This is a genomic window from Streptomyces sp. NPDC048825, assembly GCF_043198355.1.
Lineage (GTDB): Bacteria > Actinomycetota > Actinomycetes > Streptomycetales > Streptomycetaceae > Streptomyces > Streptomyces xiangluensis.
Genome location: NZ_JBICUR010000001.1, coordinates 445302 through 469411 on the forward strand (window position 1 = coordinate 445302; position 24110 = coordinate 469411).

General features: G+C 71.2%; 25 protein-coding genes. 7 read left to right on the forward strand and 18 right to left on the reverse strand.

What is annotated here, in order from left to right:
• Positions 1-66 precede the first annotated feature (66 nt).
• From ACGFNK_RS02015 to ACGFNK_RS02035, 5 genes are all read right to left on the reverse strand, one after another.
• A complete protein-coding gene (locus tag ACGFNK_RS02015) occupies positions 67-1179 on the reverse strand; it encodes a carbohydrate kinase family protein (RefSeq protein WP_393410992.1) in 1113 nt (370 codons plus the stop codon).
• 152 nt (positions 1180-1331) lie between these two features.
• Positions 1332-2237, reverse strand: a complete 906-nt coding sequence (locus tag ACGFNK_RS02020; RefSeq protein ID WP_393410994.1) for a ribonuclease Z — start codon at positions 2235-2237, stop codon at positions 1332-1334.
• Positions 2238-2243: 6 nt separating this feature from the next.
• Positions 2244-2597, reverse strand: coding sequence for an HIT domain-containing protein (locus ACGFNK_RS02025; protein ID WP_393410996.1), 354 nt, complete (start codon positions 2595-2597; stop codon positions 2244-2246).
• Between the two features lie 290 nt (positions 2598-2887).
• Positions 2888-6046 carry a S41 family peptidase gene (locus ACGFNK_RS02030; RefSeq protein WP_393410998.1) on the reverse strand — a complete coding sequence of 1053 codons (3159 nt, stop codon included), beginning with the start codon at positions 6044-6046 and terminating at the stop codon, positions 2888-2890.
• 135 nt (positions 6047-6181) lie between these two features.
• Positions 6182-6790, reverse strand: coding sequence for a hypothetical protein (locus tag ACGFNK_RS02035; RefSeq protein WP_393411000.1), 609 nt, complete (start codon positions 6788-6790; stop codon positions 6182-6184).
• Positions 6791-7009: 219 nt separating this feature from the next.
• On the opposite strand from ACGFNK_RS02035, the gene ACGFNK_RS02040 reads away from it, so the two are divergent.
• Positions 7010-8641, forward strand: coding sequence for an IS200/IS605 family accessory protein TnpB-related protein (locus tag ACGFNK_RS02040; protein WP_393412132.1), 1632 nt, complete (start codon positions 7010-7012; stop codon positions 8639-8641).
• 63 nt (positions 8642-8704) lie between these two features.
• Here the strand turns inward: ACGFNK_RS02040 and ACGFNK_RS02045 are convergent, their stop codons facing one another.
• The 11 genes from ACGFNK_RS02045 to ACGFNK_RS02095 all read right to left on the reverse strand — a co-directional run bounded on the left by ACGFNK_RS02045 (position 8705) and on the right by ACGFNK_RS02095 (position 17914).
• Positions 8705-9616, reverse strand: a complete 912-nt coding sequence (locus tag ACGFNK_RS02045) for a GlxA family transcriptional regulator (RefSeq protein WP_393411002.1) — start codon at positions 9614-9616, stop codon at positions 8705-8707.
• Between the two features lie 10 nt (positions 9617-9626).
• Positions 9627-10226, reverse strand: coding sequence for a cysteine hydrolase family protein (locus ACGFNK_RS02050; protein ID WP_393411004.1), 600 nt, complete (start codon positions 10224-10226; stop codon positions 9627-9629).
• Between the two features lie 518 nt (positions 10227-10744).
• Entirely contained in the window at positions 10745-11407 is a 663-nt protein-coding gene (locus ACGFNK_RS02055; RefSeq protein ID WP_393411006.1) for an alpha-ketoglutarate-dependent dioxygenase AlkB family protein, read from the reverse strand.
• Positions 11404-11967: a hypothetical protein gene (locus ACGFNK_RS02060; protein WP_393411008.1), complete on the reverse strand. Its 564-nt coding sequence runs from the start codon at positions 11965-11967 to the stop codon at positions 11404-11406. Before ACGFNK_RS02060 ends, ACGFNK_RS02055 begins: the two co-directional genes overlap by 4 nt.
• On the reverse strand, positions 11964-12269 hold the full coding sequence (locus ACGFNK_RS02065; RefSeq protein ID WP_393411010.1) for a metal-binding protein: 306 nt from the start codon (positions 12267-12269) through the stop codon (positions 11964-11966). The genes ACGFNK_RS02060 and ACGFNK_RS02065 overlap by 4 nt, the downstream gene beginning before the upstream one ends.
• Positions 12266-12997 (reverse strand): 2OG-Fe(II) oxygenase, encoded by a 732-nt coding sequence (locus ACGFNK_RS02070; RefSeq protein ID WP_393411012.1) that lies wholly within the window; start codon positions 12995-12997, stop codon positions 12266-12268. Before ACGFNK_RS02070 ends, ACGFNK_RS02065 begins: the two co-directional genes overlap by 4 nt.
• A gap of 73 nt (positions 12998-13070) precedes the next feature.
• Complete coding sequence (locus ACGFNK_RS02075) at positions 13071-13577, reverse strand: methylated-DNA--[protein]-cysteine S-methyltransferase (RefSeq protein ID WP_393411014.1); 507 nt, start codon at positions 13575-13577, stop codon at positions 13071-13073.
• A gap of 82 nt (positions 13578-13659) precedes the next feature.
• A complete protein-coding gene (locus tag ACGFNK_RS02080; RefSeq protein ID WP_393411016.1) occupies positions 13660-14163 on the reverse strand; it encodes a methylated-DNA--[protein]-cysteine S-methyltransferase in 504 nt (167 codons plus the stop codon).
• 82 nt (positions 14164-14245) lie between these two features.
• Positions 14246-15736 (reverse strand): AlkA N-terminal domain-containing protein, encoded by a 1491-nt coding sequence (locus tag ACGFNK_RS02085; protein WP_393411018.1) that lies wholly within the window; start codon positions 15734-15736, stop codon positions 14246-14248.
• 197 nt (positions 15737-15933) lie between these two features.
• On the reverse strand, positions 15934-16371 hold the full coding sequence (locus ACGFNK_RS02090; protein ID WP_393411020.1) for a heme-binding protein: 438 nt from the start codon (positions 16369-16371) through the stop codon (positions 15934-15936).
• Positions 16372-16450: 79 nt separating this feature from the next.
• A complete protein-coding gene (locus ACGFNK_RS02095; protein WP_393411022.1) occupies positions 16451-17914 on the reverse strand; it encodes an MFS transporter in 1464 nt (487 codons plus the stop codon).
• A gap of 485 nt (positions 17915-18399) precedes the next feature.
• On the opposite strand from ACGFNK_RS02095, the gene ACGFNK_RS02100 reads away from it, so the two are divergent.
• The 6 genes from ACGFNK_RS02100 to ACGFNK_RS02125 all read left to right on the forward strand — a co-directional run bounded on the left by ACGFNK_RS02100 (position 18400) and on the right by ACGFNK_RS02125 (position 21828).
• Positions 18400-18672: an FAD-binding oxidoreductase gene (locus ACGFNK_RS02100; protein WP_393411024.1), complete on the forward strand. Its 273-nt coding sequence runs from the start codon at positions 18400-18402 to the stop codon at positions 18670-18672.
• Positions 18663-18980: a BBE domain-containing protein gene (locus ACGFNK_RS02105; protein ID WP_393411026.1), complete on the forward strand. Its 318-nt coding sequence runs from the start codon at positions 18663-18665 to the stop codon at positions 18978-18980. Before ACGFNK_RS02100 ends, ACGFNK_RS02105 begins: the two co-directional genes overlap by 10 nt.
• Positions 18981-19218: 238 nt before the next feature.
• Positions 19219-19806: an RNA polymerase sigma factor gene (locus tag ACGFNK_RS02110; protein WP_393411028.1), complete on the forward strand. Its 588-nt coding sequence runs from the start codon at positions 19219-19221 to the stop codon at positions 19804-19806.
• Positions 19803-20618 (forward strand): MGMT family protein, encoded by an 816-nt coding sequence (locus tag ACGFNK_RS02115; protein WP_393411030.1) that lies wholly within the window; start codon positions 19803-19805, stop codon positions 20616-20618. The genes ACGFNK_RS02110 and ACGFNK_RS02115 overlap by 4 nt, the downstream gene beginning before the upstream one ends.
• Positions 20619-20647: 29 nt before the next feature.
• Positions 20648-21199 (forward strand): methylated-DNA--[protein]-cysteine S-methyltransferase, encoded by a 552-nt coding sequence (locus tag ACGFNK_RS02120; RefSeq protein WP_393411032.1) that lies wholly within the window; start codon positions 20648-20650, stop codon positions 21197-21199.
• Between the two features lie 329 nt (positions 21200-21528).
• Positions 21529-21828 carry an AMP-binding protein gene (locus ACGFNK_RS02125; RefSeq protein ID WP_393411034.1) on the forward strand — a complete coding sequence of 100 codons (300 nt, stop codon included), beginning with the start codon at positions 21529-21531 and terminating at the stop codon, positions 21826-21828.
• A 54-nt stretch (positions 21829-21882) separates the two neighbouring features.
• On the opposite strand, the gene ACGFNK_RS02130 is transcribed toward ACGFNK_RS02125, so the two are convergent.
• Positions 21883-22629, reverse strand: a complete 747-nt coding sequence (locus ACGFNK_RS02130) for a 16S rRNA (uracil(1498)-N(3))-methyltransferase (protein WP_393411036.1) — start codon at positions 22627-22629, stop codon at positions 21883-21885.
• Positions 22629-23711 carry a nitronate monooxygenase gene (locus ACGFNK_RS02135; protein WP_393411038.1) on the reverse strand — a complete coding sequence of 361 codons (1083 nt, stop codon included), beginning with the start codon at positions 23709-23711 and terminating at the stop codon, positions 22629-22631. Before ACGFNK_RS02135 ends, ACGFNK_RS02130 begins: the two co-directional genes overlap by 1 nt.
• Positions 23712-24110: the final 399 nt, after the last annotated feature.

The following is a 24110-nucleotide window of genomic DNA, read 5'->3' on the forward strand; positions in this document are numbered from 1 at the left end:
GCGTTTTCGGGGGCCGTTACCGGAGGGGTATGGGCGGGGTCCATGAAGGTACGGGGATCCGCGCGCTCACGCCGACGTCCGGAACCCGATCGTCGGCACCGCCCGCCGCAGCGGCCAGGGCCTGGCGTCCTCCGGGAGAAGCGCCTCCAGGAAGGCGTACCGCCTGAGTGCGGACGGGTCCTGGTCGTCGTACGTCTGGACGCGGCGCCACCAGGCGGCGATCTCGGCCCAGCCGGGGGCGGAGAGGGAGCCGCCGAACTCCTGGACGGAGAGGGCTGCCGTGAGGCCGGCGAAGGCGAGGCGGTCGGCCAGGGGCCAGCCGGCCAGGGTGCCGGTGACGAAGCCGGCCACGAAGACGTCGCCGGCGCCGGTGGGGTCGAGGGCCTCGACGGCGATGGCGGGGACGTCGGCGGTCTCTCCCGTGCGTCCGTCGACGGCGTACGCACCTTCCGCGCCGAGGGTGACGACGGCGAGCGGTACGCGGTCGGTGAGGGCGCGGGCGGCCTCGCGGGGGCAGGGGGTGCGGGTGTAGCGCATGGCCTCCTCGGCGTTCGGGAGGAAGGCCTCGCAATGCTCCAGGTCGGGGAGTGCGGCGAGGTCCCAGCGGCCGGTGTCGTCCCAGCCGACGTCGGCGAAGATCCGGGCTCCCTTGCGTGCGGCCTGCGCGATCCAGGGCGCGCGTGTGCCCGGCGTCAGCGAGGCGATGGCGGCACGCGCGCGGGGCGGGCAGTCGGGAGCCGGCTCCTCCGGGGGCGGTTCGTGGCCGTGGCTGACCATGGTCCGCTCGCCCTCGTACGCCATGGAGACGGTGACCGGGGAGTGCCAGTGGGGCACCGTGCGCGACGCGGACAGGTCGATGTGCTCGCCGTGTTCCAGGGCGTCCCAGCAGTACTCCCCGTAGTGGTCGTCCCCGAAGGCCGCCGCCAGGGAGGTCTTCAGACCGAGGCGGGCCAGCGCGGTCGCCATGTTGGCGACGCCTCCCGGGCTCGAGCCCATGCCGCGCGCCCAGGACTCGGTGCCGCGTACGGGGGCGGAGTCGAGGCCGGTGAAGATGATGTCGAGGAAGACGGTGCCGGTGAGGTAGACGTCCCAGGGCGGGTCGCCGGGTGTGCGCAGCCCGGCGAGCGGATCGACGTGGGCGTGGCGGCGGTACGGGCCCTCTCCGTGGGGCGTGGTCACGGTGCGCTCCCCTGAGGTGTTGCGATTTCCAGCCAGTGTGCACCACACCACTGACAGCCGCCCTGCGGCAGCGGGCGCGCGCCGCTCTTCTGCGTTCCCGTAAGCCTCCACCTCGGCCAGGTGCCGCCCGCGCCGCTCCTCGTCGGGCCGGGTCACCGGCGTTTCGGAAGCGGTACCCGCAGCAGATCGTGCGCCACCGTCAGCTCCCCCTCGAACCCGGCGGCCCGCGCCTGCCGCTCGAAGTCATCGGGTTCGGAGTACCGCTGACTGAAGTGCGTCAGCACGAGATGCCGTACGCCCGCGTCCCGGGCGACCCCGCCGGCCTGACCGGCAGTCAAATGGCCGTACTCGACGGCGAGTTCGATGTCCGCATCAAGGAAGGTCGACTCGATGACGAGCATGTCGGCCCCCTCCGCGAGCGCGTACACGCCGTCGCACAGCCGGGTGTCCATGACGAACGCGAACCGCTGCCCGCGCCGCACCTCGCTCACGTCCTCCAGCGCGACGTCGCCCAGCACTCCCTCCCGCTGGATCCGCCCCACGTCCGGCCCCTTGATCCCGTACGAGGCGAGCCGTTCGGGCAGCATGCGCCGTCCGTCGGGTTCGACGAGCCGGTAGCCGTACGACTCGACGGGGTGGGCGAGCTTGCGGGCCTCGAGGGCGTACGCCTTCGAGGCCGCGAGTACGCCGTCCGCGGCGACCGGTGCTTCGGTGAGCGAGACGGTCTCGCGGTAGGCGGTGGCGTACCGCAGCCGTTCGAAGAACCGCCGGCCGGACCGCGGATAGTGGGCGGTGATCTCGTGCGGAACCCGGTCGAGGTTGATGCGCTGGATCACTCCGGCGAGGCCCAGCGAGTGGTCGCCGTGGAAGTGCGTGACGCAGATCCGGTGCAGGTCATGGGCCGCGACCCCGGCACGCAGCATCTGCCGCTGCGTGCCCTCGCCGGGGTCGAAGAGCAGGCCCTCCCCGTCCCAGCGCAGCAGGTAGCCGTTGTGGTTGCGGTGCCGGGTGGGGACCTGGCTGGCGGTGCCGAGGACCACCAATTCGCGTACGGACACGGTGACTTACCCCGGCGGCCACTGCATACCGCGGCCACCCAGGACGTGCGCGTGCACGTGCCAGACGGTCTGGCCCGCACCGCTTCCGGTGTTGAAGACGATGCGGTAACTCTCCAGCTTCTCGTCGGCCGCGACCTCACCGGCCTCGCGCACCAGGTCGGCGAGGGCCGCGGGGTCGGCGGCGGCGAGCGTGGCGGCGTCCCGGTGGTGGGCCTTCGGGATCACCAGGACGTGCGTGGGCGCCTGCGGGTTGATGTCACGAAAGGCAACGGTCGTCTCCGTCTCCCGCACAACGGTCGCCGGCACCCTCCCTCCGACGATCTTGCAGAACAGACAGTCGTCCTGCGGTTCCCCTGCCATGCGCGGCCTCCTCACGCTGGATGATCGTTACGTCGGCATCGTATCGACCGGCGGGGGCGGGGAGGGGGGCTACGGCTCCGCCGTAAGCCCCTCGTCACGCATCCCCCGCCCTCCAGGACTCCGTCACCAGACCCCGGTCCTCAGTCGCCGGACGGACTTGATCTCAGCCCGTCCGGCGACTGAGGACGAGGCCGTTGAGGCCGATCAGCGGGGGTCTGGGGCGGAGCCCCCAAGGATGGGACCGGCAGGGGCGGGCGGCGTGGGCGAAACAAAGTCCCCGGCACCCCCCGTCACTCAACCCCCGGCAACAGCGGAGCCGTCTTCGCCGGGTTCTCCGAGAGCGCGGCCAGTGCGATACGGATCGCCTCGTCCAGCTGGGTGTCGCGTCCCGTCGCGTAGTCCTGTGGGGCCTGGACGACCTCGACGTCCGGATCGACGCCGTGGTTTTCGACGCCCCATTCGTAACCCTCCAGCCAGAACGCGTACTTGGGCTGGGTGACGAGCGTGCCGTCGACGAGGCGGTAGCGGCTGTCGATGCCTACGACGCCGCCCCAGGTGCGCGTACCGACCACCGGTCCGATGCCGAGGGCCTTGATCGCCGCGTTGACGATGTCGCCGTCCGAGCCGGAGAACTCATTGGCGACGGCGACGACCGGGCCACGCGGCGCGTCCTCGGGGTAGCTGTACGGGCGCAGTCCGCGCGGCAGGTCCCAGCCGACGATGCGCCGGGCGAGCTTCTCGACGACGAGCTGGGACGTATGGCCGCCACGGTTCTCGCGGAGGTCGACGACCAGGCCCTCCTTGGCGACCTCGATGCGCAGGTCGCGGTGGAGCTGCGCCCAGCCGGAGCCGACCATGTCGGGCACGTGGAGGTAGCCGAGCCGGCCCTCGGACTTCTCGTGGACGTACGCGCGCCGGTCTGCGACCCAGGCGTGGTAGCGCAGCGGCTCCTCGTCGGAGATGGGGACGACCACGGCGTGGCGTGGATCGCCGCCGCCGGACGGGGAGATGGTCAGCTCGACCGGCTTTCCGGCCGTACCGACGAGCAGCGGTCCGGGCCCGGTCACCGGGTCGACCGGCTGGCCGGAGACGGCGACGATCGCGTCGCCGGCGCGGACCGCGACGCCGGGCGCGGCGAGCGGTGCCTGTGCGTCCGGGTCGGAGGTCTCCGACGGCAGGATCCGGTCGATACGCCAACTACCGTCCTCATGGCGGGAGATGTCCGCGCCGAGCAGCCCCTGCCGCTCCCCGCCGCCGAAGCCGCCGCGCGGAGTGACGTACGCATGCGACGTGCCGAGCTCGCCCTGCACCTCCCACAACAGGTCGACCAGGTCGTCGTGCGTGGCGAGCCGGTCGAGCACCGGCCGGTAGCGGTCGAGTACGCCGTCCCAGTCGACCCCGCCGAGGTCGGGCCGCCAAAAGTTGTCGCGCATGAGGCGGCCGGCCTCGTCGTACATCTGCCGCCACTCTGCGGCCGGGTCGACGCTCTGGCGGACCCGCGACAGGTCGACGGTGATGTTGGTGTCGCTCTCGTCGTCGTTCGAGGCGCGCCGGTCGCTCGGTACGACCTTGAGCTTGCCGTCGGTCCACAGCAGGATCCGCTTGCCGTCGCCGGTGACCGCGAAGTGGTCGGCGTCCGAGGCGAGATGCTCGATGCGCTGCTGGACGAGGTCGTAGCGCTCGAGGTCCGTCTTCGGGTGCGGGTCGTCGGGCGTTGCGCGAGAGGCGCCGAGTACGCCGCGCACCGGGTGGCGCAGCCACAGCACGCCGTCCTTGGCGGCGCGCAGTTGCGAGTAGCGGGCGGCCTCGACGGGGAACGGCACGATGCGGTCGGCGAGTCCGTCCAGGTCGATACGGGTCGTGGGGGCGCCCTCGCTGTCGGGCGTCTCCTCCTTGTCGGGGGCGTCGAAGGGACGGCCGTGGCGCTGCGGCCCGAAGGGGGAGGGGGTGGTGGCGGCGAGCGTGATGAGATGCGGCCGTGAGCCGCCGACGAACGCCAGGTCGAAGACGTGCTCGTCGTAGACCGGGTCGAAGGAACGGGCCGACAGGAACGCCAGGTGCTTGCCGTCCAGCGTGAACGCGGGCGCGTAGTCCCGGAAACGGAGCGGGGTCGCCTCGGTCACCGACAGGTCGGCGGTGTTGGCGAGCTTGAGGTGGCGCAGCGGGCGCGGGCCGGGATGCGACCAGGCCAGCCAGGCCGAGTCGGGCGAGAACACCAGCCCGGAGACGTCGCCGTCCTCGCTGCGGTCGACCTCCCGTACCTCTCCCGTCTCCCGCTCGACGAGCAGCACCCGCCCGTCGTGCGAGGCCACGGCGGCGCGGCTGCCGTCGGGCGCCACCGCGAGCCCGAGCACCCTGCCGAGCTGCCCGGCGGCGAGCCGGCGCGGTGTCGCGCCGGGTGCGGCCCCGGTGGCGGGCGCGAACTCCAGCGCGTCCTCGCCCTCCGCGTCCGTCACCCACACCACATGCTCCTCGCCGTCCACGCGGAACGTCCTGGGCAGCCGGGCCCGTACGCCCTGCGCGGCGGCCAGCGCCCGGGCGGGCCCGGAACGGTGGGTGACCCAGTGGACAGCACCGCGCACGGCGATGGCACTGCCGCGTCCGGTGTGGTCGGGAGCGCCGGCCCCGAACCAGCGGGACGCGTTCACGGGATGCGGCTGGAGGTCGACGCGCTGCCCGCCGAGCCGGATGTCGAGCCGCCGCGGCTCGGCCCCGTCCAGGTCGTCGAGGATCCACAGCTCACCGGCGGACGCGTACACGACGCGCGTACCGTCGGTCGCCGCATGACGGGCATAAAAACCGTCGACTGCCGTGTGCCGCCGCAGATCCGACCCGTCGGCGAGGGAGGAGTACACGGCCCCCACACCCTCGTGGTCGGAGAGGAAGACGACCCGGTCCCCCACCCATGACGGGTACTCGATGTTCCCGTCCAGGTCGGCGTGCAGCCGTACGAACTCGCCCTCCCCCTCGCGATCGATCCACAGCTTGCCGGCCGTGCCGCCCCGGTATCGCTTCCACCAGGCGGCCTCGCGGCCCATGGGCGCGGACAGCAGGACGACGCCGCCGCCGGGGCCGTGGGCGACGCCGCCAACAGGCCCGTACGGAAGGGTGGTTGCGGGACCGCCGTCGAGCGGTACGGCCCGCGCCCAGCTGCGCCGCAGGCTGGCCTCGCCGTAGGTGCTGAGTGCGAGCACCTGGCCGTCCGGGGTCCAGCCGCGTACCTGGGTCCGCCAACTGCCCCAGTGCGTAAGGCGCTTGGCGGAGCCGCCGTCGATGGGGGCGATGTGCACCTCGGGGGCGCCGTCGCGGGTGGACGTCCAGGCGAGGGCCGTACCGTCCGGGGAGATCCGCGGATGGTTCACAGGAACGTTGTCCGCGCTGACCCGCCAGGCGCGACCTCCGTCGAGGGGCGCGACCCAGACGTCGTCCTCGGCGGTGAAGGTGATCAACTCACCATGGAGATGCGGATACCGGAAATACGCCGAGGATGCTGCGGACGCAGCGGAAGCATGGGATGCAGCGGATGCGGTCTGTGTCACCCGATCACCCTATGCAGCGGTCCCTCCTCCGGCCAGAGCTTTGGATCACTTCCCCGGTTGGCAGGAGCAGCTGGGACTCGGCCGCTCGGTGACGGTTTTGGTCACGGTGACCGTGACGGTGGGCCGGGGCTGCTCGTGGGGCGGGGTGGTGTGGTGGTCGACGGGCGGGGTGGAGCCCTGGTCGTCGTCGGGTGGCGTCGAGGTGGGGACGGTGGTGGTCGGGTCGGCCGCATCGCAGTTGCCGAGCACATCCGCCCTGAACCACTCCTTGCCGCCGACCCTGGCGGTCAGATCCCCCCGCACACACTTCCCGTCGACCTCCTGCGTCACCTTCCCCTTGATCGTGATGTCCCGTCCGTCCTTGTCCTCGCCCACACAGTCGACGGTCGCCACACTCCGCGCACTGGGCGAACTGCCGGCGGTCGTGCTGTCCCCGTACGAGGCCGTGCAGCTGATCCACCGCACATCGACGCCCTGCCGCTCGAGTTCCCGTGTCCCGGCCTGATCGGTGGTGATCGCCACGGCGGCGGAACTCAGCCCGTCGCCGGGCTCGCAGGCGGCCATCCCGATGACGGCGACCACCGCGAACCCGGCCACGACCGGGCCCCGCTGCCGCCCCTGTAAACCGTGCCGTATGCGCCTCAATGCCCCCATGGGCGGCAGCGTGCCACTACGGCCGGGGGTTCGTACTGCTGCTGGCTAACCGAGCACAAGCGCGTATTGGCGAGTGTGTGTGAGTGCCAGTGTCGGCGACGAGGTGCATGGAGGGCTTCACTGTTGAGTGAACGGGAGTTTGTATGTCGAATGCGTGACCTTCGAGGGTGAGGCTCGTTGGGTGCGGTGACGGTCTTCGATACCGCTTGGGGGTGTGGGGTGGGCGGGCTGCGGGAGGTGGCGGCGCCGTTTGTGGTGCCCGGCCCCTCGGGGGTGGCGATCCGGGCCCGGCTGCGGGTCTCTCAGACGGACGCGGTCGTGTTGGCCGAGGTCGGTGCGTTCCTCGGCGCGCTGGCGTCGCGGGATCTCGCGGTGCGTTCCCGGCAGGGTCTGTCCCATGATGCTGGTGCGTGGGCTGCTCGGAAGCGGGAGTTGACCGGGTGTTCGTCGGCGCGGTGGGCGGGCAGTATCACCAAGGCCACGCATGACCAGTGGGCGCTGGCCCGGCGCGGCCAGGTGGCGGAGATGGCGTGGCTGCGCGGGCAGATCGCTGCGATCGAGGCCCGGCTGGCCCGCCCGGTGGGCGCCAAGGCGAACAAGCGCGAGGGGCTGGTGCGCGGGTACGGCTCGCGGGCGGAATGGCACGCCAAGTCCCGCCGTATGCACGCCCTGCGGGACCGGCTGGCAGGGCTGGAGGCGGACTGGGCGGCGGGCCGGGTGCACGTGGTGCGCGGCGGCAAACAACTCGCCCGTCTGCGCCACCACCTGGAGGATGCCGGGCTGGACGAGCAGGCGTGGCGTCAGCGGTGGCAGGCGGCGCGGATGTTCCTGGCCGCCGACGGGGAGTCCGGCAAGCGATCGGGGAACGAGACCATCCGCATCGCCGATACCGGGCAGGTCTCGATCAGGCTCCCGGCCGCGCTCGCGCATCTGGCCAACGCCCCGCACGGCCGCTACGTCCTGGACGCGACCGTTGCGTTCAGACACCGGGGCGAGCAGTGGCTGGACCGGATCATGGCGAACCGGGCGGTGGCCTACCGCATCCACCACGACCCGGTGCGCGGCCGCTGGTACGTCACCGCCTCCTGGCAGCGTGCCGCCGGGCCCGTGCTGCCGCTGGAAGCGGCCCTCGCCCGGGGAGTGGTGGCGGTGGACATGAACGACGACCACCTCGCCGCCTGGCACCTCGACATCCACGGCAACCCGGTCGGCGAGCCCCGGCGCTTCTTCTACGACCTGTCCGGCAGCACGCAGCACCGCGACGCCCAGGTCCGGCACGTGCTCACCCGGCTGCTGCACTACGCCCGGCGGTGCGGGGCTGCGATCGCAATCGAGGACCTCGACTTCACCGACGGCACGTCCCGGGAGAAGCACGGCCGCAACAAACGCTTCCGCCGTCTGATCTCCCGCTTCCCCACCGCACGGCTCAAAGCCCGGCTGGTATCAATGGCTGCCGAGCAGGACATCGCGATCGTCGCGGTGGATCCGGCCTACACCTCGAAGTGGGGCGCCCAGCACTGGCAGCAGCCCCTCACCACCCCCACCCGTAAGACCACTCGCCACGACGCGGCAGCCGTGGCGATCGGACGGCGCGCCCTCGGGCACCCGATCCGGCGACGGACGGCACCGCCCCGTACCCACCAGTGCGATGGATACGGGCATCGGACCGCCCAGGCCGGACCGGAAACCTGGCGGCGTGAGGAAACCCGCCCCCGCATTCCCGGACCACGCACCAGATGCGTGCCGCCCGGACGCGGAGCGAAAGCGGGCGACCAGCGTGCCCAACACCGTTCGGGGCACGCGGCTGAGCATGCGTCCTGGCAGCAGGACTCACTCCCGCTCAGTCACTAGGAACGGTGCGGTAGACCGCATGCGGCCACGCTGGGCCGGGCGTGCGCAGAGGACCTGACGCCGTCAGGCGGTGCGGGCGCGGAGGCGGCGCAGCATGCGTGGGTCCTCGAAACCGACTGAGCGGGCGGCGGCGTCGATCGTCGCGCCGTGGCTGATGAGGTGCTGGGCGCGTTCGAGGCGGAGGGTCTGCTGGTACCGCAGTGGGGTGAGCCCGGTGGCTCGGGTGAAGAGGCGGGTGAGTGTGCGTTCGCTGACGCCGACCGCCGAGGCCAGGGCGGACAGCGGGAGTTGTTGGTCGAAGCGGGCGTCGATGAGGTCCTGGGCGCGGTGCACGGTGTCGTCGAGGTGGGACCGATGCCGGAGCATCGCGCTGGACTGCGGCTCGTGGCCGTTGCGGCGGGCGTAGACGACCATGTTCCGGGCCACCTGGGCGGCGACGGCCGGGCCGTGCCGGTTCGCGACCATGTGCAGGGCCAGATCGATGCCGCTGGCGATGCCGGCCGAGGTGATCACCCGGTCGTCGGCGGTGAACAGGACATCGCGGACGACCACCGCCTTGGGGTGGCGCAGGGCCAGCTCGTCCTGCACGTCGTGGTGGGTGGTGCAGTGGCGGCCGTCGAGCAGGCCGGCCCGGCCGAGCGCCTTGGCTCCGGCGCAGACGCTGGCCACCGTTCCGCCCCCGGCGTGGTGGTCCCGGAGGACCTGCAGGGAGGCGGCGCCGATGGCGGGGTCGCCGTCCGCCAGGGTGACGGTCCGCCAGCCGGGCACCACGATCAGATCCTCGGGCCCGAGGTCGGGCCAGTCCAGCCCGGCCACCAGCGGCAGCCCCTGGGCGGTGGAGACCTGTGGCTGCTCGGCGACGTAGGTGAGCGTGTAGGGGTGCCCGAAGCCGGCGGCCGTGGAGAAGACCTGCGCGGGGCCGGCCAGGTCCAGCAAGTGGACTCCGGGCACCAGGAAGAAGACGACGTGGCTCACGATTCGGTCATCATGCCTGACGTCCGGCCGCGGCCTCCAGCTGGTCGACCGTCGCGATGGTGGCGAAGCGTCCGGCAAGGGCGTACTCGGTGCGCCGGATGACCTCTTCGGCAGACAGCGTGCGCGGGTCGGCCAGCAGCTCGGCGACGCTCTGGCCGGCGGGAGCGTCGCGGTGCGCGAGGGGGTTGGTCGCGGTCGCGTCGGTGACGAAGGTGACCTGGTAGCCGAGATCGGAGGCGAGGCGGGTGGTGGTCTCCACGCACTGCTCGGTGCGGATGCCGCAGACGGTGAGTTCGCGGATGCCGCGCTCGGTGAGGAGTTGCTGCAGGTTGGTGGTGGTGAAGGCGTTGTGCGAGGTCTTGTGGAGCAGTGGCTCCCCATCGGCTCGCTCCAGTTCCTCCATCAGCCGGACATGGCCGAGGGCCGGGTCGAAGACATCCCCGGTGCCGGGCGCGGTGTGCAGCACCCACACCACCAGGTCCCCGGCCTGCCGGGCGAGCCGCACCAGGCGGTTCACCTGGTCGGCGATCTTCGGGTCGGAGATGGCCGCCCACAGCGGACGGGAACGGAAGGACTCCTGGACATCGATGACGATCAGTGCTCGGGTCATGTCCCCAAGCCTGAGCCCCGCGGGCATGGCGGGACAGGCCGCATCGGGTCCGGCAGCGGACCGATCCGGTCATCGGCAGGTCAGGCAGGCGCCTCCGCCACCTCCATCGCAAGGACCGCTCCGGAAGTTGACCCCGGCAGATATCCGTAACACTCGCCGCTGCACCAACCTGCCTCCCCCCGCCGGGAGTTGGGCAGGGTGGACGTGTCCGACGCATTGCCCCATGGCAGGCTCCGCGCTTTCATCGCGTGAGCCCTCTGCCCAGGGCCGGGGGCACGAGGGGCGGCTCTACCGGACGGCTCCCGGCGCCGCTGCGGCGTGTGGTGGTGCCGGGCGAGACGACGAGGCGTGAATCCGTGCGAGCGCAGGGCCTTGGCCAGGGCCTCCGATTCCGGGCTGCTGGTGGGAACGTCGGCATGCGCCACTGGAGTGGGTGTCACGGCTGGTCGGTGGGCCAGGATGAGCCGACGGGCAACGGGCCAGGCCGTCGTCACAGGATGCGGCGGTCACCGTCCCGCCTACCGATCGGTGAGGCCGGTGACCCGCATGGTGATGTTCAGCCGCCCGGAGGCCAGGCCGGTCACGGGATCCGCGGTGCCCTCGTAAACCTTGGGGACCCCGTGGTAGATGTAGCGGGAAGGGCCGCCGAAGACGAACAGGTCGCCGGAGGCGAGCTCGATGTCGGTGTACAGCTTGGTGCGGGTTTCGGTGTTGCCGACGCGGAAGACGCAGGTGTCGCCGATGGACAGGGATACGACCGGGGCGGTGGACCTCTCGTCCTTGTCCTGGTGCATGCCGAGTCTGGCCTGCCCGTCGTAGAAGTTGATCAGCGCCGTGTCCGGGGTGTAACGGGTCGAGGTGCTCTCGTCGCCGTACGCCTTCAGCAGGGCGCGGCGGCCCAACTCGACCATCCAGCGGGGGAATTCGGCGACCCGCTGTCCGTTCACGTCACCGGCGGTGCGGGTGTACTTGTAGGGCTGCCAGTGCCAGCCGATGCACACCGTCTGCACCGACATCACACCGCCGTGCGGCAGCCTGGTGTGCCGGATCGGCACCGGTCCGGTGGCCCAGGCGCGGCACGCGGCGACGAGTTCGCGCTGTTGCCGAGGGGTGAGCCAGCCCGGCACGTGGACCGCGCCCGGGGCGAGTTCCATGGCCGGCCGGGGAATCAGTGCCGTCATGTGGTCACCTCGGAGGGCGGATACGAGGTGACCCAGCGGTGGCGGACGTCCCAGGTGCCGCCGTCGGCGGAGGCGCCGCGCAGGCCGTGCAGGGTGTCCGGACCGGCGAGCGCCGGGAGGCAGGAGTCCCGCAGGGCGGCGAAGGCGTAGGTGCGGGCCGGGTCCCAGTCGGTGGAGTGGCGTAGGCGGCGGGCCAGTTGGGCGAAGCCGAGCGGGGCTGCGGCCATCACCCAGGCGTCGGGGAGCTCGGCGGTCAACCGGTTCGCGGCGCGCAGCCAGGATGCGGCGGTCTCGGGCCAGTTCACGACCGTGAGGATCTTCCCGCCGCGGGCCCTCCACGTGGTGGCGAAGGCGTCGGCAGCGGCGCGGGAGATCGCATCGCGGCTGTGGCCGACGGCGACGACCTCGATCCGTGCCTTCGGGAGCGTCAGCAGGCCGATGAGTGCGGTGAGTTCGGCGTCGGTGTGCGGGGCGGGGGCGGGCAGGTCGGCGTAGGCGGCCAGTTCCGCGGCCCCGATCAGGGGCGAGCGCGAGGACTCCCGCTCCTTCGGGATGCTCATGGTGTGGCGGTGCTTTCCAGGTTCGCTTTCCAGCGGGCGTACTCGTTGGGCAGGCACATCGCGCAGGGCCGGTATCCGGCGGCGATCGCGATGGTCTCGTCGGTGAAGAACACCCGGTGGATGGCATAGTGGCCGCGCGCGATGGCCCGCAGCGCGGAGGGGCAGTCCAGGCGGCCGTACAGGCGTCCGCGTCGGTGTCCGCCGAGCATGCCCGGTGTGCTGCTCTGATAGGGCAGTCCGTCTCGGCCGATCAGCGTGTACGTGCGCTGGTTCTGACCGGCGTCACGTATGGAGGCGGTCATGCCGCGTCGTGGAAGACGAGGCCGAGCGTGTGCCGGCGTCCGGAGCGGACGGTGCTCACGCCGTGCCGCATCGGGGCGGTGGACCAGCCCCGTTTGGAGGCCACGGGTCGGTCGCGCGTGGTGAAGATCAGCCCGTGGCCCTGCGGGATGGTCGTGGACGATCCTCGCGACTGAGCACGGGGGCGCTGCTCGGTCATGATGAACTCGCCACCTGTGAAGTCGGCTCCGGGCTCGTCGAGGCCGATGACGACCTGGAGCGGGAAGAGCATGTCGCCGAACACGTCGCGGTGCAGCGCGTTCCAGTCGCCGGGCCCGTAACGCAGCAGGATCTGCGCGGACCTGGCCTGCCCTGCCGCGTGGCACATCGCCACCCACTCCTCCAGGCTGTCGGGCCAGGGTGCGGACTGTCCGAGTTTGGCCGCCCAGTCGCGGGCGATGGGAAGCAGCCACGGGTAGAGCACCTCGCGCAACTCCTCCACCACGTCGGGCAAGTCGTGTGTGAAGTAGCGGTACTGGCCGGAGCCGAAGCGGTGGCGCGCCATGTCGACAGTCGTGCGGAAGCGCTCGTGATCGTCGTACAGGGCGGTGATCCGGTGGCACTCGTCGGGGGTCAGCAGCCGGCCGGTGAGTGCGTTGCCGTGCTCGTTGAGCTCCTCGGTCAGAGTCTCCCAGCCGGCGGCCGTGACGCGGTCCTCGATGCGGCTCGCCAGGTGCGTGGTGTCGGTCATGATGAGGGCTTCCTTGTGCTGGTGAGGGTGTCGCCCGACTACCGAGGCGGCGTGGAGCCTGGGGCGGGCCTTGTCAGGCAGTCCGGTGGACTCTCTCCAGATCGAGGAGCTGCTGCTTGCGCTCCAGGCCTCCGGCGTAACCGGCGAGTGCGCCGTCGGCGCCGATCACGCGGTGGCAGGGGCGTACGACCAGCAGCGGGTTCGCGCCGATCGCCGTTCCCACCGCGCGGACAGCGGCCCTCGGCGCGCCGATCTGTGCGGCGATGTCGCCGTAGCTGAGGGTGGTGCCGTACGGGATGGCCTCCAGCGCCTTCCACACCCGCTGCCGGAAGTCGCTGCCGCCGGTGACGAACTCGATGTCGAAGCCGGTCACCCTGCCCTCGAAGTAGGAGCGCAGCTGGGAGACGATCTCCGTGAACGCGTCCGCGTCCTCGGTCCAGCCGTCCCGGACGACCACGGCGTACTTCTGGCCGGGCACGGACAGCGAGGCGAGCGCGGTGCCGTCCTTCGCGGTGGCCGCTTTCTCGCCCACCAGCAGCAGTTCGCCCAACGGGCTGTCCATCGTCGTGTAGACCGTCATCGGTCTCGCTCCTTTCAAGAGGCCTCACATCGTGTTCCACCGTCGACTTCCGGAGGCCTCGAACCATGGGAAGGCGTGTGGTTCAGATGAGGGTGGGCTGCAGGACGCCCTCGTGAGTGAGGAGTTGGACCTTGCGCTCCACTCCGCCGGCGTACCCGCGCATGGTGCCGTCCGCGCCGATCACGCGATGGCAGGGACGGACCAGCAGCAGTGGGTTCGCGCCGATCACCGCCCCCAGCGCCTGCACCCGGCCACGATCCACGCCGAGCCGCTCGGCGAGCTTCCCGTACGTGGTCGAGGTGCCATAGGGGATCTCCTCCAGGGCGCGCCAGACGCGCTGCTGGAAGTCGGTGCCGCTCAGGGTGAACTCGATGTCGAACTCGGTGAGTTCACCCGCGAAGTACGCGACCAGCTGCCGGGTGGTGTCCGCGAAGCCGCCCGAGTCGTGCAGCCAGTCGGACTGGATGGCCGGCGCGTTCTTCTGGCCGGGCATGGACAGCGAGGTCAGCGTGAGCCCGTCCTCGGTGTGTTCGCCCACGAGCAGCAGCTCGCCCAGCGGGCTGGTGATCGTCGTGTAGGCGGTCATCGTCGCCTCCTCTTTCCCGTCGCTTTCGTGCCGCCTCCAACAATGAGGTGTGGCGGTCGTGGGTGCTGGCGGAATTCGGACGTCACGCTGGGGCGGCACGTCGCCGGTCGGCGGCGGTGTTCCAGAAGTGGTGCATGGCGTACGTGCGCCAGGGCCGCCAGCCCTCCGCGTCGACCGCCTCCGCGCCCGCATGCCGCATTCCGGACTGGATGGCCACGTCACCGGTCAGCAGCACGTCCGGGTCGCCCAGTGCCCGCATGCGGATGTAGCCGGCCGTCCACGGCCCGATGCCGCGCAGGCCGAGCAGGGTCTTCTCGGCCTCGTCCCGGTCCGCGCCCGGGTCGAGGCAGACCGTGCCGTCGGCAAGCGCGCCGGTGACCGTACGCAGGGTGTCGCGGCGCGAGCCGGGCATGCCCAGCTCGCTCAGCGATGACCCGGCCAGGGCGTCGGCGGTGGGGAAGACGTGGGTGAGCGCGCCGCTGGGGGCCGCGAGGGGCTGACCGTAGGCAGCGACCAGGGCACTGCCGAGTCTCTGCCCGGCGGCTACGGAGACCTGCTGGCCCAGTACCGCCCGTACGGCGAGTTCGTGCGCGTCCGCGGTGCCCGGGGCGCGCAGGCCGGGCCGCGGAGCGACCAGCGGGGCGAGCGCGGCGTCGGCGCCGAGGCGCTCGGCGACCGCGTACGGATCGGCGTCGAGGTCGAACAAGCGGCGCATGCGCTGGGCGGCGGTGGTCAGGTCACGCAGATCGCTCAGGTGCAGGTTGCACTCCAGCCAGCCGCCCGCCCCGAGCTTCTCGCTGACTTCGGCGATCCCGGTACCGTGCGGGAGGCGCAGGGTGCGCCGGTAGAGACGGGCCCCGCGCTTGCCGACGAGTTCCTCGATGCCGGTGATGGTGCGCGCGGCGAGGTAGTCGAAGACCTCGGCAGCCGCGTACGGTCGCCGGTACGCCAGCCTCAGCGGCACCCCGGCCGCCCCGTTCGCCGTACCGACCACCCCGTAGCGCGAGTAGCGTCCGGGCTTGGCGGCGCGCAGTTCGCTGGGGGTGGCAGCGTAGATCTCGCGGAGGGTGTCGTTGAACTGCCGCACGCTGGCGAACCCGGCGGCGAAGGCGATCTCGGCTGCCTGCATGGTGGTGGTCTGCAGCAGTATCCGCGCCGTGTGCGCCCGCTGGGCCCGGGCCAAGGCGATCGGGCCGGCGCCGACTTCGGCGTTCAGCTGCCGCTGCACCTGCCGGGCGCTGTAGCCCAGGCGTGCGGCCAGACCGGCCACCCCCTCGCGGTCGACGACGCCGTCGCCGATCAGCCGCATCGCTCGGCCCACCATGTCGACGCGCGCGTTCCACTCCGCGGACCCCGGCACGGCGTCCGGGCGGCAGCGGCGGCATGCCCTGAAGCCGGAGCCCTGGGCTGCGGCCGCGGTGGGGAAGAAGCACACGTTGTGCCGTTTGGGTGTGGTGGCCGGGCAACTGGGGCGGCAGTAGATCCCGGTGGTCGAGACGGCGAAGAAGAACTCGCCGTCGAATCGGGCATCGCGGCTGCACACCGCCTCGTACCTACTGTCGTCGGTCGTCACCATTTCACTGTGCGCCAGGTGTCGTCACCGCGCTGGCGGGAAACGGACATCACGCTCGCGACGGCGGTCGCGGCGGTCGGACGCGCCGGCCCGGTACCGCGGCCCGCCGCGCCCGGCGAGCGCCGGTGGTTCCGCGCGGATGAGGGGGCGTCAGCGAGCATTGTGGAAGATGATGCCGTCACATTCACGGGCACTGCCTAGACGATGGCCGCCGCACCCGCGCGGGCGGCGATCAGGTCGTCGTCCCCCATTCCGCCGCTGACTCCGATGGCGCCGATCGGCGTGTCACCGGAGAACAGCGGCAGACCGCCGGAGAACAGCGCCATGCCGGGCTGGCTGGCGAGGCTGCTCACGAGGACCGTGTCCTGCTTAATGGCCTCCGCGAATTCATTGGTGGGCGTACGGACGACCAACGCGGTACTCGCCTTGTTCTGTGCGACGCCCGTGGCCACGGCCACGGCTCCGTCCATTCGGGCCAGCGCCAGGACGTGGCCGCCGACGTCGAGGACGACGACCGCCACCCGCGCGCCCAGTTCGTCGGCCTTGCGCAGCACCGCGGCGATGCCTTGCTGGGCACCGGCGAGGGTGATCGTGCGGGTCTCGGTGACAGAGGCGTCGACCTGCTCGACAGTCATGGAAGTGCCTTTCATGGAACCGGCCGGAGCCGAAGGGAAGAACAACAGAAGGAGTACGAGAAGGGCTGGAGGGGCGGTCTCAGGCGGTTGCCTCTTCGCTCTTGGCCGCGGCTCCGGAGCGGAAGAAGGCAGCCACGAGCACCGCGACCGCGAGGCTGGCCACGGCGCCCACGAGCACCGCCAGATGCATGCCGTCGAGGGTGTTGCCGATGCTCGCCTCGACGCCGGCGGCCGTGTCGGCGCCGTAGACCGCGACGGCGGCCAGCACCGGAGTGCCGAGGGTCAGGGCGATCTGCTGGCTCATCGTGCTCAGGCCGGTGGCCAGGCCCTGCTCCTCATTGGGCAAACCGGAGGTGGCGATGACCGTGTAGGAGACGAGGCCCATAGCGTGGCCGAAGAAGGCGACCGCGACGGCAGTGAGGACGATGTAGATACCTGCGTCGCCCTCGTCCACGGCCATCAGCCCCAGGATGCCCACCCCTTGGACCGTCAGGGCGGTGATGAGGGTCCGCTTGCTGCCGATGGCGCCGATCACCTTGGGGGCGAGGAGCCCGCCCGCGATGGCCGCGATGCTGGACCCACCGAACGCCAGGCCCGAGGCGAGCGGCTTGTAGTCGAGCACGTCCTGCAAGTAGAGCGTCATCTGGAAGACGACCGCGCTGGGCATGCTGACGACGAGGAGCCCTGCGAAGTTGCCCCAGCGGACAGTGGGTCGCTTGAGTACGCTGACCGGCGCCAGCGGGCTGGAGCTGCGCAACTCGATGAACCAGAAGGAAACCAGCAGCACCGCGGCAAGGATCAGGCAGCCGATGACGACGGGGTCACCCCAGCCGTCCTGCTCGGTCGCGGAGATGCCGTAGACCAGGCTCACCAGACCGCCGGTGACCGTGACCGCGCCGGGAATGTCGAGGCGGCTGCGGGTCCGCTCGCCGGTGTCGCTCAGAATGCGCGGGGCGAAGAGCAGGATCAGCAGGACCACCGGCAGGTTGATCAGGAAGGCCCAGCGCCAGCTCAGCAGTTCCGTCAGCACGCCGCCGAGCACCGAGCCCAGCGCGAAACCGCCGGTCAACAGGGTGCCGTTGAGCCCGAGGGCGCGCTGGCGGAGCGGGCCTTCGGGGAAGGAGGTGGTGAGCAGCGACATCGCAGCGGGCGTGGCCATCGCGGTGGCGAGCCCCTGCCCGATGCGGCCGACCAGGAGCATGCTGGGCGACTGCGCAAGACCGCCGACCAGCGACGCAACGCCGAGGACCAGCATTCCCACCAGGAAGAGGTTGCGTCGGCCGAACAGGTCTGCGATGCGGCCGAACAGCAGGGTGAAGCCCGCGGCGGGCAGCATGAATCCCGTGACGATCCACTGGAGGTTGCTCAGCTTGAAGCCCAGGTCGGAGCCGATGGTCGGCACAGCGATGTTGAGCACTGAGAAGTCGACCGCGAGCATGAACTGGGCGCCGAGCAGGAGAACCAGGATCAACCGGTGCCGGGACGTCATCCGATTCTCAGCGGGCCTGTCCCGCGCCTCGCTGATGGAATCGAGCTCGGTCATTGCTTTCCTCTCGTCTTGTGACCCACGCGTCCGGCAGTTCGCACCACGGGTTCGCGACGGTGAGTCGAAGGCCGACCATCGGTCGTGAATCACGGCCCGTGATCGAGCCGACGGGAGGAGAAACACCGGCGGGCGGAAGCGGGTTGCATCGCCACGGCAGCCGATTCTCCGGTGCCCTCCGCTAGGGATTCGGCAGCAATATTCCGAGTGAGCCGCCGGTTCGGCGGCAAGTAGCGTCGCCCGCGGCCGTTGCATCGCGCCGCGCCGGAACCGGCTCGCAGCCTCCTCGACGACGGCCAGAGAGGTCACACGATGACGGACAACAGGGGCGAGATGGAACGGCGACGTTTCCTTTACGGGGGCGCCTCCGTCGGCGGAGCGATGCTGCTCAGTGGCACGGCGGGTACCGCGGCCGCCGCCACGGCAGGCGGCGCGGCAGTCCAGGACGCCGTCGCGATCACACCTGCCGACGGAACTACCAGGACGTGGTCAGAGGCTGGAACCAGCGGTACATAGGCAAGCCGGAGAAAGTCCACCTGGTCTCCACGACCGACCAGGTGGTAGCGATCACCCAGCAGGCGGTCAGGGAGGGCAGGCGCATCGCGGTGCGCGGCGGCGGGCACTGCTTCGAGGACTTCGTCTACCACTCGGAGGCGAAGGTCGTGGTGGACCTGTCGGAGATGCGCCAGGTCTCGTTCGACACCGAGCGCAACGCCTTCGCGGTCGAGCCCGGCGCGCGGCTGCTTCCGTGCAGCTGAGCTCGTTCGGCGGGCAGGTCAACGCGGTCGCCCAGGACGCGACGGCGTCCTCGCACCGCAGCGCCGCGTTCAAGATGGCGTGGATGCTCTACTGGGCGGACCCGGGCGACGAGGCCAAGTCCCTGGCCTGGATACGGGAGTCATACCAGGAGGTCTACGCCGAGACCGGCGGCGTGCCGGTGCCGAACGACGTCACCGACGGCTGTTACGTCAATTACCCGGACATCGACCTGGGCGACCCGCAGTACAACCCGTCCGACGTGCCGTGGCACGACCTCTACTACAAGGGCAACTACCCGCGGCTGTAAGCCGTCAAGAAGAAGTGGGACCCGCGGAACGTCTTCCGGCACAGCCAGTCGGTGCGGCTGCCCGACTGACTGTCCGGCGCCCCTCATCCCCATCGCCCCACCGCGCACCGTGCCCCCACCGCACCGGCCCGCCAGCTCCGGCGGGCCGGTGCGGTGTCGTATCCGGGCCGTCCACCGCCCCAGGGCCCCTGAGCCGCGTTGTGCAACCATGGCGGAGGCCGCGGTGTTTCTGTAGCTGATGGACGATATGGCGGAGCAGCTGACCGAACGCCTGGCATCAGACCTTGACGACGGGTTCACAGAGCTGGTCCGGGGCCATGCCTCGGCGGTGCGTTCCTTTCTGTTCCGGGTCTCAGGATCGGCCACCGAGGCGGACGACCTGGGCCAAGACACCTTCTTACGCGCCTACTCGGCGCTGCGGGACTACTCTCCGGAGCGCCGACGCAAGCTGAAACCCAGGGCATGGCTGATGACGATCGCGGCGAACGTCTGGCGCAATCATGTGCGCACCAGAGTGCGCCACCCGGTTTCGACCACCCGTGCGGAGGACGCCTGCGGCAGCTGGCCCGACAAGAGTCCCGGGCCGGAGGAGCGGGCGGCGACATCCGCCGACCGGGCTGTACTGGTCGCGGCGTTGACCGAGCTGCCGGAGAAGCACCGTGTCGCAGTGGTGATGCGCTATGTCGTCGGCATGAGTTACAGCGACATCGCGGAGGCGCAGAGCTGCCCTGTGGGTACGGTCAAGGCGCAGGTATCGAGAGGTATCGGCACACTTCGCGAGACCTTGACACTCGAGACAGCGGTGCAGGGGGAGGTGACCAGATGAACTACCGGAACGATGAGGAAGAGCAGCGCGTGGAAGGACAGTTGGAGAACGGACTGGCCGATCTCGCCGCCCCGGCCCCGGACGACTTCGCCCTGAGGGTATTGCAGCGCGTGGGCATTCCGCGCGAGCGCTACGACACCTACAGCCATCTCGACAACACGGCAGGCGGCCTCTATGTGGCCTACAGTTCGGACGCGGTGACCGGCTCGGCCGTCGACATCATGGTGGAGGGCCCGGATGAGTTCGAGCGGCTGCATCACGCCCGCACCGGCCGGACCGCCATCCCCACCTCGGCGGTCTTCCCCGGGCTGCGCCCGGCGCTGCGGACGGGCCGCGCGAAGCGGCTGCCGATCGACCTGAGCGGGCTCACCGAGCTGGAGAGCGCGGTGCTCGGCGCCGTCCGGTCGATTCCCTCCGGCCAGCTGAGGCCGATCACATGGCTCGCGCGGGAGGCCTCGGTGTCCTCCGCCACCGGGCCGATCCTCTCCGCGCTGTCCAAGAACCCGGTTCCGGTTCTGATCCCTTGCCACCGCGTCACCTATGAGACCGGAACTCCCTGTGACGCGGCGTATACCGAGCGCGTCGGCCGTGCCCTGCGGAGCGCGGAGGGCATCGACATGCTTCGGCTGGAAGAGCTGTCGCAGCGCGGGGCGGTCTTCCTCGGCAGCGACACCACGCGGATCTACTGCCATCCGACGTGTGCGCACGCCCGCCGGATCACCAGGCCGCACCAGATCCCGTTCCGCAACGCCAGGGATGCCCGGCAGGCGGGCTACCGGGCGTGCAAGAGCTGTCGTCCCACCACGGTCTGAGCCGCCCGGCCCAGGAAGGAGGAAAGTCCATGCGCTCCGAAGTCCGCGCTACGGCAACGGCCGTGACGCTCGCCGAGGAGGCGAGTCCGCTCGGCCGGCTCGTCCTCGCGGCCACCGATCAGTCGCTGCTCGCCTGCGTGTACGACACTCAGGAGGCCCTGCCCGAGCGCATCGCCCGCTCGGGTGGCCGCAGGGTGGAATTCCGCGAAGAGATGGACGCTACGGCGGCGCAGTCGGCGGTGCTGGCCGAGGCACGGGCTCAGATCGCCGCGTATCTGGCCGGGGATCGCCGGTCGTTCTCCATCCCCCTTGACCTGTCCCTCGCGTCCGCGTTCACCGCGCGGACGATGCGGGCGTTGGAGACGTTCGTGCCCTACGGCAGGACCGCGACCTACGGAGAGCTGGCCGCCGCGCTGGGCCGCCCCCGCGCCGCGCGGGCGGTCGGGATGGCGCTCGGCGCCAATCCGCTGTGCGTGGTGCTGCCCTGCCATCGCATCGTCGGGGCGAAGGGGAAGCTGACCGGGTACGCCGGTGGTGTGTCCGCCAAGCGCTTCCTGCTCGAAAGGGAAGCGGCCGCCTGAACTGGGGCTCGGGCACCGGTCAATTCCCCCGTACCGGTGCCCCTGCCCCTCGTCCGGTCGCCCGCGCCCCGCGGTGCGGGCGACCGGTTCCATGACGGCACCCCGGCGCCGGTCCCAGTCCTGGTCCTCCGGATGCAACCTCCGGCGGCCGACCGGTGTTTCTCCCCACAGACGGCGCATGAGCTCTTGTCCGACGCCGGGCGGTGCAGCGGGAAGGGGAACCCCGTCATGGCGACACAGGCCGTCGGAGGCATGCCCGAGTCCGGCTCCCGTGTCCTGGTCCTCGGCCCGCTCGCCCACTCCTTCAGCCTCGTCGCGTGTTGTACGCGATGAGTGCCGGGAGCACGGTGCTCTTCGCCCCCCACTCCGGCCGCCGGACCGTTCTCGGCACAGCCATTCGGTCCGGGGCCGACACCATCATCGGCTCGCCCCAGCACTTCACCGCGCTGACGCAGATCGACCGCCCGCTGCGGATACCGAGGCTGCGGCTGGCAATCTCGGGGGGCGAGCGGATGGACCACGGGGTGTACGCCCGCTTCGCCGAGCGCCATCGCGTGCGAATCGGGCAGGCCTACGGCACCACGGAGACCGGGATCATCGCCACGGACCCCACCGGCTGGTACGAATGACCGCAGCGGAAGTTGGCCGCGGCGGAGCCCCGTAACACTCGCCGACCGCCGACGTCAGGACCAGCGGCCCGTGCGCCCCAGCAGCAGCGCCGTCGCCGCCGTGCCCGCCGTCGACGTACGCAGCACACTGCGCCCCAGCCGATACGCCTTCGCCCCCGCCTGGGCGAAGGCCTCCAGCTCTTCCGGAGACACTCCGCCTTCAGGACCCACCACGAGCACGATCGAGCCGGAGGTGGGCAGTTCGGTGGTGGCGAGTGGCTCGCTCGGGTGGGAGCGGTCCTCGTGGAGGACTGCCGCGAAGTCCGCCGTGGTGAGGAATGCGGCGACCTGCTTGGTCGTCATCGGGTCCGTGATGTGGGGGAAACGGACTCGGCGCGACTGTTTGCCCGCCTCGCGGGCGGTGGCCCGCCATTTGGTGAGGGCCTTGAGGCCGCGGTCGCCCTTCCACTGTGTGATGCAGCGGGCGGCCGCCCAGGGGACGATCCCGTCGACGCCCGTCTCCGTCATCGTCTCGACGGCGAGTTCGCCCCGGTCGCCCTTCGGGAGGGCCTGGACGACGGTGATACGGGGCGTCGGCTCCGGCTCCTCGTGGACCTCGTGGAGTTCGGCGACCACCAGCCGGTCCTTGCCCTCGGCCGCCTTCACCACGCCCTCCGTCCAGCGCCCGCGGCCGTCCGTCAGCACCACGTCCTCGCCCGGCCGGAGCCGTTTCACGGACACGGCGTGCCGCCCCTCGGGGCCGTCGAGGACGAACTCCGGGCCGGCCGGCACCTCGTCCACCACGAACACCGGCGCGGTCATCAGACGGCACCGCCGCCGGGCAAGGCCGCCAGGGCCGACTTCGCCGCGGCCAGTTCGTCCGCGAGCACCTCGACCAGCTGCTGCGCCGGCAGATCGCGGGCGAGCCGGTGTCCCTGCCCCGCCCACAGCGCCATCCCCTGCGCGTCCCCGGCCTTGGCCGCCGCCTTGCGCAGGCCGGAGGTGAGGTGGTGGATCTGAGGGTACGCGGCGGGGGCGTACGGGCCGTGCTCGCGCACGAAGCGGTTCACCAGGCCGCGGGCCGGGCGGCCGGAGAAGGCGCGCGTCAGCTCCGTACGTACGAAGAGGGGGTTGGTGAGCGCCTGCTTGTGCAGGGCGTTCGCGCCGGACTCGTGCGTGGCGAGGAAGGCCGTGCCGAGCTGGGCGGCGGTGGCGCCCGCGGCGAGCGCGCCGGCGATCTGGCCGCCGCGCATGATGCCGCCGGCCGCGACGATCGGGAGTCGTACGGCCTCGCGGACCTGCGCGATCAGGGAGAGCAGTCCGATGCCGGAGCCGTCCGTCTCCGGGTTGTCGCGGTGGGTGCCCTGGTGGCCGCCCGCCTCGACGCCCTGCACGATCACCGCGTCGGCGCCCGCCCGCTCCACGGCCTGCGCCTCCTCGACGGTGGTCGCGGTGACCATGGTGAACGTGCCGGCACGGGTGAGGGAGTCCAGGACCTCGCGCGTGGGGCAGCCGAAGTGGAAGGAGACGATCGGCACCGGGTTGTCGAGGAGCACGGCGAGTTTGGCGTCGTAGCCGTCGTCGCGTCCGCTGTCGGGATCGCCCAGCTTGGTCTCGTACCAGGCCGACTCGCCGGCTAGCTGGTTGGCGTAGACCTCGACGGTGGCGGGGTCGGCGTACTCGGGCTGCGGCATGAAGAGGTTCACGCCGAAGGGCCGGCTCGTCGCCCCGCGCAGCTGCTTGATCTCCTGGTACATGCCGTCAGCTGTTTTGTAGCCGGCGGCGAGAAAACCGAGCCCCCCTGCCTCGGACACGGCCGCGGCGAGCTGCGGCACGGAGACGCCGCCCGCCATCGGGGCCTGCACGATCGGAAGGGGGAAAAGATCGGTCAGTGCGGAGGACATGACGGCATGTTGTCACGTCCCTCGGAGAGGACCGAATCCGGCCTTTCACCTGGCATACGCCAGGGGAAATGGGCGCCGGTCAGCACCGCCAGGGAAGCCCTGCGGGCACGAGAACAAGCCCCGTTCAGCGACGGTCGAAGCCGGCCGGCCTGCCCGCGATCAGCGACCGTCGAATGCATGTTTCAGGCGCGAGAACAACCCTTGCCGCCCAGGCTGACTGCGCCCACCCGGGGGCCACCCCCCGGACCCCCGGCCGACCAGACCTACCCGCCCACGTCAGCGACCGTCGAAGGCATCCTTCAGACGCGAGAACAACCCTTGCCGCCCAGGCTGACTGCGCCCACCCGGGGGCCACCCCCCGGACCCCCGGCCGACCAGACCTACCCGCCCACGTCAGCG